Here is a 15,646-nt window from a genome sequence, read left to right on the forward strand (position 1 = left end):
GCCCGGTGCTCAGGGCAGGCGTCCCGCCCACGCCATGGCCTGGCGCAGCAGGAGACCCTGCCCGCCGTTCATCTCGACCTGCACGGCCTCGGCGCACGCCTCCTCCGGGGTGAGCCACGCGAGGTCGAGCGCGTCCTGCTGGGGCCGGCAGTCCCCGCTGACGGGCACGACGTACGCCAGCGACACCGCGTGCTGCCGGGGGTCGTGGTACGGCGTGACGCCGGGGGTGGGGAAGTACTCCGCGACCGTGAACGGCTGCGGCGAGGCCGGGACCTGCGGCAGCGCGACCGGACCGAGGTCCTTCTCGATGTGCCGCAGCAGCGCGTCGCGCACCCGCTCGTGGTACATGACACGCCCCGAGACCAGCGCGCGGGACATGACGCCCTCGCGCGTCGCGCGCAGCAGCAGGCCGACGGAGACGACGTCACCGGACTCGTCGACGCGCACCGGCACCGCGTCGACGTAGAGGATCGGCAGCTGGCTGCGTGCTGTGGAGATCTGCTCGGCGGACAGCCAGCCGGCAGGACGTTCGGGGCCAGGGGAGTACTCGGCGGACGCGGTCACCCTGCAGTTCTACCCCGTCGGCGCCCCGCGGGCCGCATCGCCTCGCGTGTCCCGCGACGCGACGGGAATACCCCTGGGCGGTCGGGCGCTGTACGCCTCGAACCCTGCTGGACGGAGAGGCACCCATGGCCACCATCACCCTGACCGCCGACACCATCGCCGACACGATCAAGGACAACGAGATCGTCCTCGTCGACTTCTGGGCGTCGTGGTGCGGTCCGTGCCGCATGTTCGCGCCCGTGTTCGAGGCGTCGAGCGACAAGCACCCGCAGATCGTGCACGCGAAGGTCGACACCGAGGCCGAGCAGCAGCTCGCGGCCGAGCTGCAGATCACGTCGATCCCGACGCTCATGGCGTTCCGTGACGGCGTCCTGGTCTTCAACCAGGCCGGTGCCCTGCCGGCGCCCGCGCTGGAGCAGGTCCTCACGGCCGTCCAGGAGCTCGACATGGACGACGTCCGCGCCAAGATCGCGGAGCGCTCGGCGTCGGTCTGACCGTGCTCGGCAAAGGGCGTCCACCTGCGCGGTGGGCGCCCTTTCCCGTGCGGTTGCCCGTCGGACGGGCAGTGCTTACGGTGGTGTGAGATCGCTCTCATCGCAGTGCGGCCAACGGGGGCCGTGCGGGGAGTCGTCTCGGGGCACGGCAACGGAGCGGTGCACCGGTAGAAGGGCGGCGCGCCCGAGCGCACGGTGCGGACGCGGGCCGCCTGGGGGCCTCACATCATGCAACCAACCTCCCGGACCCCTCGGGGGTCCTTGCTCCTCCCTGCCCGCAGCAGCACGGCCGCGCCACAGGCGGCACGTCGGGTGGCGGCCGGTGCGGTGCTCGCGCTCGGCCTCGCCGCCGCGTCGGTCGCCGTCCCGCGCGACGCCGCGGCCGCCGCCCCGGGCGTCGTCGACGTCGGTGCCGGCGGCTACGCGTCGTCGCCCGTCGGGCCCACGCCCGAGGGGTGCGACGCGATCGAGGCCGATCCGCGCGCCGCGCTGACCGACGACGCGCCGGACGGCCCGGTGCCCACCAACGACTGGTGGTCCTCGCTGCTCTACAAGCGGCTGGACTGCCGCATGAGCGAGCCGCTGCACGCCCACCCGGTCTCGTACCGGCCGACGCCGGCCGGCCTCGGCCTGTCGACGCCGCGGGAGGCGACCCTGTCGGGCACGCCCGGCGGGATCGGCGAGTTCCACTTCACGTACGTGGAGGACGTCGTGGTGGGGGTCGACGGACTGGACGCCCCGACCGCCGAGGTGGCGGGCTGGACGGACTGGACGGTGACGCCCTCCTGGTCCGACGGCAACCGGTCGTTGCGCGCGACGATCGGCCACGGCCTGCCCACGTCCTGGTACCACCTCGAGGGTGGTGACGCGCTGCTGTCCTCGACGCACGACGTGCGGGTCTGGTCGCAGGACGGGGCGACGCTCGGGTTCACCGCCAACGGTCACGACTACGCGGCGTTCGCGCCGTCCGGGGCGTCGTGGCAGGTCACGGGATCCACGCTGCGCTCGTCGCTCGCGGGGCGGGGCTACCTCGCCGTCACCGCGCTGGCGACGGCCGCGGACGCGACGGACACGGAGCGGACGCAGGCGCTGCGGGCGGTCGCCGGGTCCGCGTTCGCCGAGGTCACGGGCACGACGGCGGAGTACGCCTACGACCCGTCGGACGCCGTCGTGCGGACGACCTACCGGGTCACGACGACCCCGCTCCAGGGCGGGGCCACCGGCACGGTCGTGGCGCTCTACCCCCACCAGCAGCGGTACCTGACGGGCGTGGACGGTGACGAGCTCGACGTGACCTACCCGAGCCCGCGCGGTGCGATGACCGCGTACGCCGCGGCGACGTCGTTCACGACGAGCACGCCGTTCACCGGTGTGCTGCCGGAGCTCCCGGCCGTCGCGACGTCCTCCGGCAGCAACCGCGCGACGCTCGACGCGCTCCTCGCGGAGGTCGCCGCCGACCCGATGCCCGTCCTGCGGGCCGACACCTACTGGACCGGCAAGGCGCTGGGTCGGGCGACGAGGATCGTCGAGATCGCCGACCAGCTCGGCGAGACCGCGCTGCGCGACAAGGCGCTCGCCCGGGTGCGGGACACCCTGACGGACTGGTTCACGGCGACCCCCGGCAAGGTCGAGCAGGTGTTCGCGTACGACGAGCGCTGGGGGACCCTCATCGGCTACCCGGCCTCGTACGGCTCGGACACCGAGCTCAACGACCACCACTTCCACTACGGGTACTTCGTCGCCGCCGCGGCGACGCTGGCGCGGTTCGACCCCCAGTGGGCGTCCGACGCGCAGTACGGCGGCATGGTGGACCTGCTGATCCGTGACGCCAACGGGTACGACCGGGCGGAGACCCGCTTCCCGTACCTGCGCGACTTCGACATCTACGCCGGGCACGACTGGGCGTCGGGTCACGGCGCGTTCGTCGCCGGCAACAACCAGGAGTCCAGCTCCGAGGGCATGAACTTCGCCGGGGCGCTCGTGCAGTGGGGAGAGGCGACCGGCGACACGGCCGTCCGCGACGCGGGCGCGTACCTGTACGCCACGCAGGCGGCGGCGATCCAGGAGTACTGGTTCGACCGCGCGGAGGCGATCCCCGACGGCTTCGGCCACACGACTCTCGGCATGGTGTGGGGCGACGGGGGCACGTACTCGACGTGGTTCTCGGGGGAGGCCGAGATGATCCAGGGCATCAACACCCTGCCGATCACCGGGTCGCACCTGTACCTGGGCACGCGGCCGGACGACGTGCGGGCCAACTACGCCGAGCTCGTCGCGGCCAACGGCGGCGAGCCGACGGTCTGGCAGGACATCGCCTGGAGCTACCTCGCGCTCGGGGACGGCGAGCGGGCGCTGCGCCTGCTGCGGGCGGACCCCGACTACCCGGTCGAGGAGGGCGAGTCGCGCGCGCACACGTTCCACTGGGTGGCGAACCTGGCGGCGCTCGGCACGCTCGACACCACGGTGCACGGGTCGAGCCCGCTGTCGGCGGTGTTCGTCAAGGACGGGGCGCGCACGTACGTCGCGGCGAACGTCTCGGCTTCGCCGCGCACGGTGCGGTTCAGCGACGGGACGCGCGTCGACGTGCCCGCGGGTGCCACCGTGGCGACGGGGGCGCACAGCTGGTCCGGCGGCGGTGCGGTCGGCGGTCCGGACCCGACGCCGACGGCCGGCCCGACACCGACGTCGAGCCCGACGCCGACATCGAGCCCGACACCGACATCGAGCCCGACACCGACATCGAGCCCGACACCGACGTCGAGCCCCACGCCGACGTCCGGCCCGTCCGACGGCCTGGTGCTGGCCTTCGGTGACGGGGGCCGGCTCGTGCCGGCGCCCGGCGCCGACGGGACGCTGGAGATCCGGGCGTCGCGCGGCATGGACACGGCGGCCGAGCCGCCGGACGCGGTGGTCCTGCAGGCCACCGGCGTCACGGCACGCGCGACGGGCGGCACGACGGCGTTCGACGTGGCGCTCGACGCCGGCTCCCTCGTCGGCAACGGCACCCGCCTGTCCGTGCAGTACGACCTGACGGGTGACGGGACGTGGGACCGCACGGAGGTGTACAGGTACTTCGCGACCGACCCGGTGCCGGGGACCGAGCGCTACACCCACGCCGTCGGCCTGGACCGCGTGAGCGGGACCCTGGGCGACCTGCGGGGCGGGGCGGTGCGCGTCGCGCTGTGGAACGCCATCGGCAGCGGCCCCTCCACGGTGAGCACGCGCGACTCCGTGCTGGTGCTGCCCTTCCGCTGACGCGGCCGACGGGGCGGGCGCGAGCCCGCCCCGTCGGGGCTGCGGTGCGGGAGACGGGAGTCGAACCCGCACGCCCTTGCGGGCACCAGGACCTAAACCTGGCGTGGCTGCCGTTTCACCACTCCCGCGTGCGTCCCGAGTGTGGCACGCACGCCGCGTTGCGGGCCGGGCCGGTCAGTCGATGCCCAGGTCCCGCCGCAGCTTGGCGACGTGGCCCGTCGCCCGCACGTTGTACTGCGCGAGCGCCACCCTGCCGTCGGGGTCCACGACGACCGTCGACCGGATGACGCCGGTGTACGTGCGGCCGTAGTTCGTCTTCTCTCCCCACGCGCCCCAGGCCTCCAGGGTCTCGTGGTCGGGGTCGGACAGCAGCGGGAACGTCAGCGCCTCCGCCTCGGCGAACGCCACGAGCTTGTCGACGGGATCGGGGGAGACACCCAGCACGGCGTAGCCGGCGCTCGTCAACGAGGCCAGCGAGTCGCGGAAGTCGCACGCCTCCTTGGTGCAGCCGGGCGTGCCCGCCGCCGGGTAGAAGTAGACGACGACGGACGTGCCGCGCAGGTCCTGCAGCGAGATCTCGCCGCCGGTCGTGCTCGGGAGCGTGAGGTCGGGCGCGGTGTCACCGACGGCGAGGCGGGGCACGGTCACTCCTGCGGGTCGGGGCTGGGGACGACGTGCACCAGCCTAGATCCGCCGGGGGGTAGCGTCGGCGGCGTGAGTGCACCGAGCGAGACACCCCGAGAGGGCGGCACGCGCGACCTGCCGCTGCGCATGCTCAACGACCGGCTGCTGGTGGAGCTGGACGCCGACGCGGCGGAGCGCCGCACCGGCGGGGGCATCCTCATCCCCGCCACCGCGGCGATGGGCAAGCGGCTCGCGTGGGCGAGCGTCGTGGCGGCCGGGCAGCACGTCCGGCAGGTCGAGGTCGGCGACCGTGTGCTGTTCGATCCCGAGGATCGCGCCGAGGTCGAGCTCTCGGGTCGCACGTACCTGCTCCTGAGGGAGAAGGACGTGCACGGCGTGGCCGACCCGCGCGCCGGCGGCGAGGGCACGGGCCTGTACCTGTGAGCGCGCGGCGGCGGGCACTGCCGAGGCCCGTCGTTCGTTGAGAAGGGCGCATCATGGGACGTGGTCCGGTGACCACACGTGAGACGAGGTGACGACCATGGACCAGGACCAGGACCCGGTTCCGGTCGACGGTGCCGCGCAGGCGGTCGCCGCCGAGAGTGCGCAGGCCGGCGACGTGACCGCCGAGAACACGGTGACGGTGCTGGGTGTCGACCCGGCCCAGCACGCGCAGGAGCTTCTCGCGGAGCACGTCCCGCTGGCCCTGCTCGCGGACCTGCTCGTCCCGACGGGCGACACCTCGGCCGACATCCTCGCGGCCGAAGGGCTCCCCGACGAGCCCTGGTGGACGCCGCAGGCGGACGGGACCGCCCGCGAGGCGTGAGGGTCGTCACACACGGCGTCGCAGGCGGGTATCCGGTTCGCACCTGCCCCCGGGAGCCTGCTAATCTCGACCAGCCGCGCGCCTCTAGCTCAACTGGCAGAGCAGCTGACTCTTAATCAGCGGGTTCCGGGTTCGAGTCCCGGGGGGCGTACTGCAAGGAACGGCCCGTCATCTGCGGAAACGCAGAGGCGGGCCGTTCGGCTGTCCGGAGGACGTGCACACGGACGTGCACGCACAGGTCCCTGGCCCGCTGCTCGTCGCGCGGCCCGTCACGACGCACGCCACGATGGGCGTGACGCGCGGGCGGAGGGGCGATGGCCGACGAGGCGAGCGAGTACGACGTGGTGGTGCTGGGTGCCGGCGCGGTGGGGGAGAACGTCGCCGACCGTGCCTCGCGCACCGGGCTGAGCGTCGCCGTGGTCGAGCCCGCCCTCGTGGGCGGCGAGTGCTCGTACTGGGCGTGCATGCCGTCGAAGGCGCTGCTGCGCCCGGGTGACGCGCTGGCGGCCGCACGCGCCGTCCCCGGTGCCGACGCGGCCGTCGGCGGGCGGCTGGACGTGGCCGCGGTGCTCGCTCGTCGCGACGAGGTCGCCGCGCACTGGGACGACGCCGGGCAGGTGGCATGGGTCGAGGGCGCCGGCCTGACGCTGCTGCGCGGGCACGCGCGGTTCACCGCGCCGCGCACGCTGGCCGTGCAGCCGGCGGACGGCAGCAGCCGGACGGTCACGGCCCGGCGGGCCGTCGTCGTCGCGACGGGCTCGGCCGCCGTCGTGCCGCCGGTGTTCGCGCACGTGCGTCCCTGGACGAGCCGCGAGGCGACCTCGGCGCACACCGTGCCCCGGCGCCTGGCCGTGGTCGGCGGTGGCGTCGTCGCCACGGAGATGGCCACGGCGTTCGCCGACCTGGGCAGCGACGTGACGGTCCTGGTCCGCGGCGACCGGGTGCTGCCGGCCGCCGAGCCGTTCGCCGGCGAGGCGGTCGCGCGCAGCCTGGCGACGCGCGGCGTGCGTGTCGCCCGCGGGGCCACGGTGACGTCGGCGACGCGCGACGACGAGGGCGTCCACCTCGTCGTCGAGCACCGTCCGGTCACGGACGGCCGGGTGGGCGGTGCCGCGCCGGAGCGCCTGACCGTCGACGAGGTCCTCGTCGCCACGGGACGGCGGCCGACGACCGACGACCTCGGTCTGGAGGTGCTCGGTCTGGAGCCCGGCGAGGCGCTCGCGGTCGACGACCGGCTGCAGGTGCTCGGGGTCGACGGCGGCTGGCTGTTCGCCGCGGGCGACGTCACCGGCCGCACCGCGACGACCCACCAGGGCAAGTACGACGCCCGCGTCGTGGGGGACGTCCTCGCCGCGCGGTTCGACCCGCGTCCCGACGGGACGCGGCCGCCGGGGAACGTCCCGCTCGGCCTGTCGCGTGACGGCGAGGCCGCCCCGGCGCCCTGGAGCCGCTACCGCGCGACGGCGGACGTCGCCGCGGTGCCGCAGGTCGTGTTCACCCGCCCGCAGGTGGCCTGGGTCGGGCGCACCGAGGCGCAGGCCCGGCGCGACGGGCTCGACGTGGAGGTCGTCACCTACGAGCTCGGGGACCTGGCCGCGGCGAGCGTCACCGCCGTGGACTACGCGGGCCGCGCGCAGCTCGTCCTCGACGCTGCCCGCGACGTGGTCGTCGGGGCGACCTTCGTCGGTCCGGACGTGGCCGACATGCTGCACGCCGCGACGGTGGCCGTCGTGGGCGAGGTGCCGCTGTCGCGGCTGTGGCACGCGGTGCCGTCGTACCCGACCCTCAGCGAGGTGTGGCTGCGCCTGCTGGAGGCCGCGGGCAGGTGACCCGCGGCCCCCGGTCGACGTCCGGGCGTCGCGGTCAGTCGCCCGCTGCCAGCGACCCGTCCGACGACGTGACCAGCCCCAGCGTGGCGTCACCCTGGCGCACCGCCTCACCGATGAGCGCGAAGTCGTAGGACTTGAACTCGTCGATCGCCAGGCCGTACGTCTCCTCGAGCCCGATCTGGCAGAACGGCCGCTCGGGGCACTCCGGGGGGCCCGCGAGCACGAGGCCGCCGCACGTGGCGGCGAGGTCGGACAGCGTGGTCAGGTCGTGCTCCTGCGCGAACTCGGCGGTCACGGCGAACGCGTTCTGGTCCTGCGCGGCCGAGGCCTCGCCGACGACGATGTCGCTGCCCTCGGCCAGGGTGGTCAGTGCCGACACGGTCTCCTCGACGTCGCTGGAGGCGACCGGCGCCGCGTCGGCGCCGTTGGCCTGGCCGTTGAGGAAGGTCGCGAGCGTCGCGGCGTACTCCGGCACGGCGGCCAGCTCACCGGCCTGCAGGGCGGGCAGGTACGTCTCCCGCGCGCCGATGATCTGCGCCCGGGCGTCGAAACCGGCGCTGCGCAGGACCTCGGCGTAGATCTCGGCCAGCGTGGTGTTCTCCGAGAAGTTGGCGGCACCGATCGTCAGGCTCGTGCCGGCACCGGTGCTCGGGTCGGACGACGCCAGCTGCTCGTCCGCGACGAACTGCGCCGCGACCTCGCTGGACGTCCGCCGGTCGACGTCGACCGCCTTGTTGAGCTCGATGAGCCGGTCGGTGTCCAGCGCGGCCGACACGGAGTCGAGGAGCTCGATCACCTCGGGGTGGTCCGCCGCCACGTCGGCGTTGACGGCCGGGATGATGTTGTCGGCGTTCTGCAGGCCCTGGTCGTCCTCGAGGACGACCAGGCTCTCGCCGGCGACGGGTTCGCAGGTCGCCAGGTCGGACGCGCCGGTGGACGACGACTCGGCCTGTCCGCCGCCCGATCCGGGCGCGCCGCACGCACCCAGCGCGAGGACGGCGACGGCGAGGGCGCCGAGGGTGCGGGTGCGCGGGGTCAGGCGCATGGTGTCTCCTGGGGTCGGGGCGGCGTCGGGGTGGTACGGCGGGGCGGCAGGGTGGCGCGGGGCGGTCAGGGCGACGGCGCGGCTCCATTCGATCCGGGTCGCACGGCGGCGGCAACCGGAGCGCGTCGTCGGCTCCGGGTGTCGGTCCGCGCGTCGGACGCCGCGGCGCGGTCGCGCAGGCGCAGCCCTGTCGGCGTCACGGCGCGCTCCGCGAGCGCGAGCAGGCCCTCGACCAGCAGGCACAGCCCGGCGACGAGGATGCCCCCGGCCAGCGCCTTGCCGTAGCGCTGCGTGGCGAATCCGCTCACGACGATCGTCCCGAGGCTGGTGCCGCCGACGAGGGCCACGAGCGGGACCGTCGCGAGCACCTGCACGGCGCCCGTGCGGATCCCCGCGGCGATGAGCGGCAGCGCGAGCGGGACCTCGACCGTCCACAGCACGCGGCCGCCCGACATCCCGAGCCCGCGTGCCGCGTCCCGCACGTCGGGCTCGACACCTTCGACGCCGGTCACCGCGTTGGCCAGGATCGGGGGGACCGCGAAGACCGCGCAGGCCAGGGCCGTGGCCGTGGCGCCGAACCACCCTGCTGCGGCGAGCAGGGTCAGGAGCGCGAGCGTCGGCAGCGCTCTCGTCGTGTTGGCGACCACGACGCCCACGGTGGCGCCGCGCCCCCGGTGCCCGAGCCACAGCCCGGCGGGCAGCGCGACGACCAGCGCCGCCGCGACCGCGACGGCGGAGATCTCGAGGTGCGTGCGCGTCAGCGCCAGCACGCCCTGCGACCCCGTCCAGTTGAGGGGGTCGTTCAGCCACCGCAGCGCCTCGGTCAGGACGTCCACGCGGCCTCCTCGCGCGCCGACGGGACCGCGCGCGGTGCACCGGAGCCCCGCAGCCAGGGGGTCAGCACCCGGCCGAGCAGCGCGAGCACGAGGTCGGCCAGGAGCGCGAGGGCGAGGCAGAGCATCGTCGCGGTCATGATCTCGGCGTGGTAGCTGCTGCGGAAACCGCGGAACATCAGCTGCCCGAGCCCGCCGTAGCCCACCACGACGCCGACGGTGACGAGCGCGACCGTGCTGACCGTCGCGAGCCGCAGGCCGGTCACGACCGCCGGCACCGCCTGCGGCAGCTCCACGGAGAGCAGCATGCGCAGGCGCCCGTAGCCCATGCCGCGCGCGGCGTCGCGGACGGCCGGGTCGACGCCCTGGAGCCCGACGAGGACGTTGCGCACCAGCACCAGCAGCGCGTACACGACGAGCCCGATGAGCACCGTCTCCCGGCTCGTGCTCGTGAGCGGTGCGAGGAGCGCGAACAGCGCGAGGGAGGGGATCGTGTACAGCACGCCCGTCCCCGCCAGCACGGGCCCCGCGAGCCGCGGTCGCAGGTGCGCCAGCGCGGCGAGCGGGAGCGCGACGACGAAGGCGATCAGGACGGCCTGGACCGTCAGCGACGCGTGCTGCTGGGTGAAGCGCAGCACGTCGGCACCGTTGCGCTCGAGGTACTCCCACGAGAACCACGGGTTGGCGGCGGCCGCGAGGACCGGTCCGGACGGCATGAGCCGAACCTACTGACGACCCCTGACAGCCGCGCGTCGGCACCGGCGGCGCCTGGCGGGTGTCGGCACCGGCCGCTAGCGTCGCTGGGCGTGACGACGTCAGAACCTGCGGCCGCGCCGCGCACGGGTGCCGGTGGCGGTGCCGACGGCGCCGTCGCGATCCGGTTCGACGGCGTGCGTAAGGAGTACGCGGGATCGGTCGCGGTCGACGACCTGTCCCTCGCGGTCCGGGAGCACGAGCTGCTCGTCCTCGTCGGCCCCTCGGGGTGCGGGAAGTCGACCACGCTGCGGATGGCGAACCGGCTCGTCGAGCCCACGGCAGGCCGCATCGTGCTGGGCGACGAGGACGTCACGGACGTGGACCCCGTCGCCCTGCGTCGGCGCATCGGCTACGTCATCCAGAACGTCGGGCTCTTCCCGCACCGGACGGTCGCGCAGAACGTCGCCACGGTGCCCGGGCTGCTCGGGTGGGACCGGCGCCGCACCCGCGAGCGCGTCACCGAGCTGCTCGCGCTCGTGGGCCTCGACCCCGACCGGTACGCCCGCCGCTGGCCGCACGAGCTGTCGGGCGGGGAGCGGCAGCGCGTCGGCGTCGCGCGCGCCCTGGCCACGGACCCCCCGGTGCTGCTCATGGACGAGCCGTTCGGTGCGGTCGACCCCGTGGGGCGGGCACGCCTGCAGCAGGAGTTCGCGCGCCTGCAGCGCGAGCTCGGCACGACCGTGATGATGGTCACGCACGACATCGACGAGGCGGTCCGCATGGCCGACCGCGTCGCCGTGCTCAGCCGCGGCGCGCACCTCGAGCAGCTCGCGCCGCCGCTCGAGGTCGTCGCGCGCCCGGCGTCCGCGGCGGTCGCGGACCTCGTCGGCCGCGGCCGCACGGCACGGCTCCTGGCCCTCGGCCGCCTCGAGCCGTCGGACCTGGACGACGCCGGTGCCGCGACGCGGCCCGGCGGGACACGCGACGCCCCCGCGACGGCGGGCGCGGGGACCGGGCGCACGCTGCGGCTCGGCGCGGAGCTCGGCGACGTCGTCACGGCCCTCACCGACGCCGCCGGTGCGTCCGGCGGCGGGGCGGTGCCCGTGCTCGACGCGTCCGGGCACGTGGTCGGCGCGGCGTCCGCGCAGACGGTCGTCCGTGCGCTGCACCGCCTCACCTCGGGCGGGCCGGCGGCCGGCTGACCACCGCGCGGGCCGCCGACGCGTCGTCCGGTGGTCGCGTGCCGGGAGCGTGCTCGTCACGTGCCGTGGGTACAGTGCGGACGTGAGCGACTCCACCGCACGCCTCGCCCTGGCGACCTGCGCCCAGCTGCCGGACCTCGACCCGGACGACCAGCCGCTGCGGGCGGCACTCGCCGCGCGCGGCGTGCCGACCGACGTCGTGGTCTGGGACGACCCGACGGTCGACTGGTCCGCGTACCCGCACGTCCTGATCCGCTCGACGTGGGACTACACGGACCGTCCGGCGCAGTTCGCCGACTGGACGCGCCGCGTCGAGCGCACGTCGACGCTGCTGAACCCGGCCGACGTCGTGGCGTGGAACATCGACAAGACGTACCTGCGCGACCTCGAGCAGCGGGGCATCCCGATCGTCCCGACGATCTGGCTCGACCCGGAGCGCAACCTCGACGCCCGCGCGATCCACACGCGGTTCCCGGCCTTCGGTGACTTCGTCATCAAGCCGACCGTGAGCGCCGGGTCCCGGGACACCGGCCGGTACGACGCGGGGCAGACACCGTCGCGCTCGCTGGCCATCACGCACGCGAAGAACCTGCTGGCGGTGGGCCGGCGCGTCATGCTGCAGCGGTACCTCACGCAGGTCGACACGCAGGGCGAGAGCGCGCTGGTCTACGTCGACGGCGAGTTCAGCCACGCGGTGCGCAAGGAGCCGCTGCTGGAGGGGCCGTACCGGGCGGGGGAGAAGGAGGGCGTCCTCTTCCGCGAGCGCGTCCTCGCGGCGCGTGAGGCGACCGAGCAGGAGCGCGCCCTGGGCGACCTGGTCGTGGCCGAGCTCGCCAAGGTCTTCCCCGACCGCGCGCCGCTGCTCTACACCCGCGTCGACCTCATCCCGGACGACGAGAGCCGGCCCGTCGTGCTCGAGGTGGAGCTGGCCGAGCCGGCTCTGTTCTTCGAGCACGCCCCCGACTCCGTCGAGAGGTTCGCCGACGCGGTGCGCGCGCGACTGTGACGCGTCTCGCACACCGCGGGTGGCACCCGGTGGCCGGTGCGTGACGAAGGTCGGCCCGCTACCCGCTACACTCGTCGTCGGTCCGGCGCTCGCGTCGGCCGGGTGCCGAACGGCCGGATCCCTCGGGAGCACGGCCTGGCGGCACCGTGGTGGCTATAGCTCAGCCTGGTAGAGCACCTGGTTGTGGTCCAGGGGGTCGCGGGTTCAAGTCCCGTTAGCCACCCCACGTGCGCAGGGCGCCGACCGTCACGGTCGGCGCCCTGCGGCGTTCCGGGGCGGGGCCGTCACGCCGGCGGCAGCAGCCCTTGCTTGACGCTCGTCGCCACGACCTCGGCGGCGATCTTGCGGGCCTGGTTCGAGTCGGGCCCGGGTGCGGCGGGCAGGAGCGCCGCGCGGTAGTAGCGCAGCTCGTCGATGCTCTCGAGGATGTCGGCCAGCGCGCGGTGCCCGCCGTTCTTCTCCGGTGCCGCGAAGTAGACGCGGGGGTACCAGCGGCGGGCGAGCTCCTTGAGCGACGACACGTCGATGATCCGGTAGTGCAGGTGCCCCACCAGCTCGGGCATGTCGCGGTCGAGGAACGCCTTGTCGGTGCCGACGGAGTTGCCGGCGAGCGGGGCCCGGCCGGGGTCGGGCACCCACGTGCGCACGTACTCGAGCACCTGCGCCTGCGCGTCGGCGAGGCTCACGCCGCGCTCGAGCTCCGGCAGCAGACCGGACGTGGTGTGCATGGTGCGCACGAAGTCGCCCATCTGCTCCAGCGCCTCCGGCGGCGGTGCGACGACGACGTCGACGCCCTCGCCGAGGACGTTGAGCTCGGAGTCGGTGACGACCGCGGCCACCTCGACGAGCGCGTCGTGCAGCAGGTCGAGCCCCGTCATCTCGCAGTCGACCCACACGATGCGGTCGTTGCTGGCGTGGGACCCGGACGGGGCGGCGGGGCTCGGGGTCACGGTGGTCGTCGGTGCGTCGTCGGCGGTGCTGGTCACGCCGACAGACTAGGACGCGAGCGGCTCGCAGGTCGCCGTCAGGCGGACGGAGGTCGTCCGTCGCGGTCGTCCGCACGTCCGGGAGGCGTCGGTTCGCGCGGGGCGGGGACGGTCGCGGCGAGCGCCGAGGCGACGACGACGAGCACCGCCGCACCTGCGCCGAGCGCACGGGCCGTCTCCCAGGACGTGCCCGCCCACGCCGTGGCGCCGAGCACCACGGCACCCGCGAGCGCACCCAGGGCCAGCCGGCCGAGCCAGCGCAGGGCCGCGCGCCCGGCGCGTGCGTACCAGGGCGTCGGGGGGACCGCGGCGCGGTCGCCGTGGCGGCCCATCACGCGCGACGCCCGCCCGCTGCGGGGACGCGGCGGGCGGGCGTGAGCACGGGGGTCATGGTGCCACGGGTCATGTCGTCGGCGCCCGCCTCGCCGGGGCGGGTCGCGGGCGCGCGACGTGCCGGGGCGGGGCCGGATCCGGAGGTCGACCGGGGGCGTCGTCGACGTGGTCGGTGCGGTGCTCGCGCACGTGCAGCCGGGTCGACCGGTGGAGCAGGTCGCGCTGGTCCTGCCGGTGGGCCTCGTAGGTGCTCAGTGGGTGCATGTTCTCTTCTCCTGCGGGCATGACGGGGCGCACCCTGGGAAGGGTGTGTCTCGTCGTGGATGGGTGCCTCCACTGGACCAGGACGGCGGGTGCGGTGTCACGGACATTTCCGGCCACTCGCACGCCGTGGCAGGATTCCTGGCGTCCGACGGTGGCCCACGCCTCGGCGTACCGCGGGAGGTGACGTGTCGTCCCGAGATCCCGCACCCACCGTCTCGGCGGACGAGGGCGTCCCGGCGGCCGCGGGGGAGCCGTCGTCCGCGGCGCCGGTCGAGCCGGCCCCCGTGGACGTGCCCGCCCCGCCCGAGCCGCACCGGTCACGTGCGGCCGCGCGGACCTGGGCGCTGCCCGTCGGCGTCGGGGTCCTGGTCGCGGCCCTCTTCACGCTGTACTCGCTCGCGCAGTGGCGGGCGTACGTCGTCAAGTCGTGGGACCTGGGCATCTTCACCCAGCTGGCGCAGCGGTACGCCGCGCTGGAGGCGCCGGTCGTCCACATCAAGGGCCCCGAGTACAACCTCCTCGGTGACCACTTCCACCCGCTGCTGGTGCTGCTGGGGCCGGTGTACGCGGCGTTCCCGGACGCCTTCACGCTGCTCGTGGTGCAGAACGTGCTGTTCGGTGTCGCGGCCGCGGTCGTCACGTGGGCCGCGGTCCCGCTCCTGGGCCGGGTGGTCGGCGCGCTCGTCGGTGTCGCCTTCGGGCTGAGCTGGGGGCTGCAGCACGCCGTGGACGCGCAGTTCCACGAGATCGCGTTCGCCGTGCCGCTGCTCGCGATCTCGCTCGCGGCGGCCCTGCGGGAGCGGTGGCGCACCGCAGCGGTCGCGGCCGCCCTGCTCGTGCTGGTCAAGGAGGACCTCGGCCTGACGACCGCCGTGCTCGGCGTCGTGCTCGCCTGGAGGGCGCGGCGTCCGGCCCTGCTGTGGCTCACGGCGTGGGGGGTGGGCGGGTTCCTCGTCGCCACGCGGGTCGTGCTGCCCCTGCTCAACCCCGACGGGGAGTGGGCCTACGGGTCGCGGCTCGACCTGGTGGCGGCGCTGTCCGACCCCGTCGGCCTCTACGACCCGGCCAAGGGCTACACGCTGTGGCTGCTCGTCGTCGTCACCGGCGCGATCGCGCTGCGCTCGCCGTTCGTGCTCGTCGCCGGTCCCACCCTGGCCTGGCGCTTCCTGTCGGAGGAGTCCGGCTACTGGGCGCCGACGTGGCACTACAGCGCGGTGCTCCTGCCCGTCGCGTACCTCGCGATGCTCGACGGGATCGACCGCGCCCGGCGCGGCCGCGTGCGGTGGCTGCGCCGCTACAGCCGGTACGCCCCGGTCGTTGGCCTGACCGCCTCGCTCATGCTGCTGCCGCAGCTGCCGCTCTGGCAGCTGACGAACCCGGGGCTGCACTTCGCGGGGCTCCGCGCGCAGGCGGCGCGGGACGCGATGGCGGTGGTCCCCGACGGCGCGGTCGTGGAGACCGACGTCGGCCTGATGTCGTACCTCGTCGGGCGCACCGACGTGTACTACCTCGGCAACGACAACCCGGTGCCGGAGTACCTGCTCATCGACCGGCAGGGCGGCGGCGTCCCGCAGGAGTGGGGCGACGTCCTGCAGGTCGCGCAGATCCTGCACCCGGGCGTGCCGTTCGAGGTCCTGCACGCGCGGGACGGCTACGAGGTGGCGCGGCCGCTCGAGGACTGACGACGGG

General features: G+C 74.8%; 15 protein-coding genes and 3 tRNA genes. 10 read left to right on the plus strand and 8 right to left on the minus strand.

Annotated elements, in window-relative coordinates:
• Positions 1-9 precede the first annotated feature (9 nt).
• On the minus strand, positions 10-564 hold the full coding sequence (locus NP075_RS06720) for an NUDIX hydrolase family protein (RefSeq protein ID WP_227564423.1): 555 nt from the start codon (positions 562-564) through the stop codon (positions 10-12).
• A gap of 125 nt (positions 565-689) precedes the next feature.
• Here NP075_RS06720 and trxA point away from each other — a divergent pair, with 125 nt between their 5' ends.
• Positions 690-1,058 (plus strand): thioredoxin, encoded by a 369-nt coding sequence (gene trxA, locus NP075_RS06725; RefSeq protein WP_227564422.1) that lies wholly within the window; start codon positions 690-692, stop codon positions 1,056-1,058.
• 312 nt (positions 1,059-1,370) lie between these two features.
• Entirely contained in the window at positions 1,371-4,313 is a 2,943-nt protein-coding gene (locus tag NP075_RS06730; RefSeq protein WP_227564421.1) for a glycosyl hydrolase, read from the plus strand.
• A 45-nt stretch (positions 4,314-4,358) separates the two neighbouring features.
• Here the strand turns inward: NP075_RS06730 and NP075_RS06735 are convergent.
• Both NP075_RS06735 and bcp read right to left on the minus strand, forming a co-directional pair.
• A tRNA-Leu gene (locus tag NP075_RS06735) sits at positions 4,359-4,441 on the minus strand.
• 46 nt (positions 4,442-4,487) lie between these two features.
• A complete protein-coding gene (gene bcp / locus NP075_RS06740; RefSeq protein WP_227564420.1) occupies positions 4,488-4,955 on the minus strand; it encodes a thioredoxin-dependent thiol peroxidase in 468 nt (155 codons plus the stop codon).
• A gap of 129 nt (positions 4,956-5,084) precedes the next feature.
• On the opposite strand from bcp, the gene NP075_RS06745 reads away from it, so the two are divergent.
• The 4 genes from NP075_RS06745 (at position 5,085) to NP075_RS06760 (ending at position 7,592) form a co-directional block, all read left to right on the plus strand.
• Entirely contained in the window at positions 5,085-5,381 is a 297-nt protein-coding gene (locus NP075_RS06745) for a GroES family chaperonin (protein ID WP_250788294.1), read from the plus strand.
• Between the two features lie 97 nt (positions 5,382-5,478).
• On the plus strand, positions 5,479-5,763 hold the full coding sequence (locus NP075_RS06750) for a hypothetical protein (protein WP_227564418.1): 285 nt from the start codon (positions 5,479-5,481) through the stop codon (positions 5,761-5,763).
• Between the two features lie 78 nt (positions 5,764-5,841).
• Positions 5,842-5,914: transfer RNA gene (locus tag NP075_RS06755), tRNA-Lys, on the plus strand.
• Positions 5,915-6,077: 163 nt separating this feature from the next.
• On the plus strand, positions 6,078-7,592 hold the full coding sequence (locus NP075_RS06760) for a dihydrolipoyl dehydrogenase family protein (RefSeq protein WP_227564417.1): 1,515 nt from the start codon (positions 6,078-6,080) through the stop codon (positions 7,590-7,592).
• Between the two features lie 34 nt (positions 7,593-7,626).
• Here the strand turns inward: NP075_RS06760 and NP075_RS06765 are convergent, their stop codons facing one another.
• From NP075_RS06765 to NP075_RS06775, 3 genes are all read right to left on the minus strand, one after another.
• A complete protein-coding gene (locus NP075_RS06765; RefSeq protein WP_227564416.1) occupies positions 7,627-8,637 on the minus strand; it encodes a glycine betaine ABC transporter substrate-binding protein in 1,011 nt (336 codons plus the stop codon).
• Between the two features lie 65 nt (positions 8,638-8,702).
• A complete protein-coding gene (locus tag NP075_RS06770) occupies positions 8,703-9,473 on the minus strand; it encodes an ABC transporter permease (protein ID WP_227564415.1) in 771 nt (256 codons plus the stop codon).
• Positions 9,461-10,186, minus strand: a complete 726-nt coding sequence (locus NP075_RS06775; protein ID WP_227564414.1) for an ABC transporter permease subunit — start codon at positions 10,184-10,186, stop codon at positions 9,461-9,463. The genes NP075_RS06770 and NP075_RS06775 overlap by 13 nt, the downstream gene beginning before the upstream one ends.
• 159 nt (positions 10,187-10,345) lie before the next feature.
• Here NP075_RS06775 and NP075_RS06780 point away from each other — a divergent pair, with 159 nt between their 5' ends.
• The 3 genes from NP075_RS06780 (at position 10,346) to NP075_RS06790 (ending at position 12,600) form a co-directional block, all read left to right on the plus strand.
• On the plus strand, positions 10,346-11,368 hold the full coding sequence (locus NP075_RS06780) for an ABC transporter ATP-binding protein (protein ID WP_227564634.1): 1,023 nt from the start codon (positions 10,346-10,348) through the stop codon (positions 11,366-11,368).
• A gap of 82 nt (positions 11,369-11,450) precedes the next feature.
• Complete coding sequence (locus NP075_RS06785) at positions 11,451-12,374, plus strand: ATP-grasp domain-containing protein (RefSeq protein WP_227564413.1); 924 nt, start codon at positions 11,451-11,453, stop codon at positions 12,372-12,374.
• A 149-nt stretch (positions 12,375-12,523) separates the two neighbouring features.
• A tRNA-His gene (locus tag NP075_RS06790) sits at positions 12,524-12,600 on the plus strand.
• Between the two features lie 58 nt (positions 12,601-12,658).
• Here NP075_RS06790 and orn read toward each other — a convergent pair.
• Positions 12,659-13,360 carry an oligoribonuclease gene (gene orn / locus NP075_RS06795; protein WP_227564412.1) on the minus strand — a complete coding sequence of 234 codons (702 nt, stop codon included), beginning with the start codon at positions 13,358-13,360 and terminating at the stop codon, positions 12,659-12,661.
• A 38-nt stretch (positions 13,361-13,398) separates the two neighbouring features.
• Complete coding sequence (locus tag NP075_RS06800) at positions 13,399-13,692, minus strand: hypothetical protein (protein WP_227564411.1); 294 nt, start codon at positions 13,690-13,692, stop codon at positions 13,399-13,401.
• 450 nt (positions 13,693-14,142) lie between these two features.
• On the opposite strand from NP075_RS06800, the gene NP075_RS06805 reads away from it, so the two are divergent.
• A complete protein-coding gene (locus tag NP075_RS06805) occupies positions 14,143-15,639 on the plus strand; it encodes a DUF2079 domain-containing protein (protein ID WP_227564410.1) in 1,497 nt (498 codons plus the stop codon).
• Positions 15,640-15,646 lie beyond the last annotated feature (7 nt).

The sequence above is a fragment of the Cellulomonas wangsupingiae genome, assembly GCF_024508275.1.
GTDB lineage: Bacteria > Actinomycetota > Actinomycetes > Actinomycetales > Cellulomonadaceae > Cellulomonas > Cellulomonas wangsupingiae.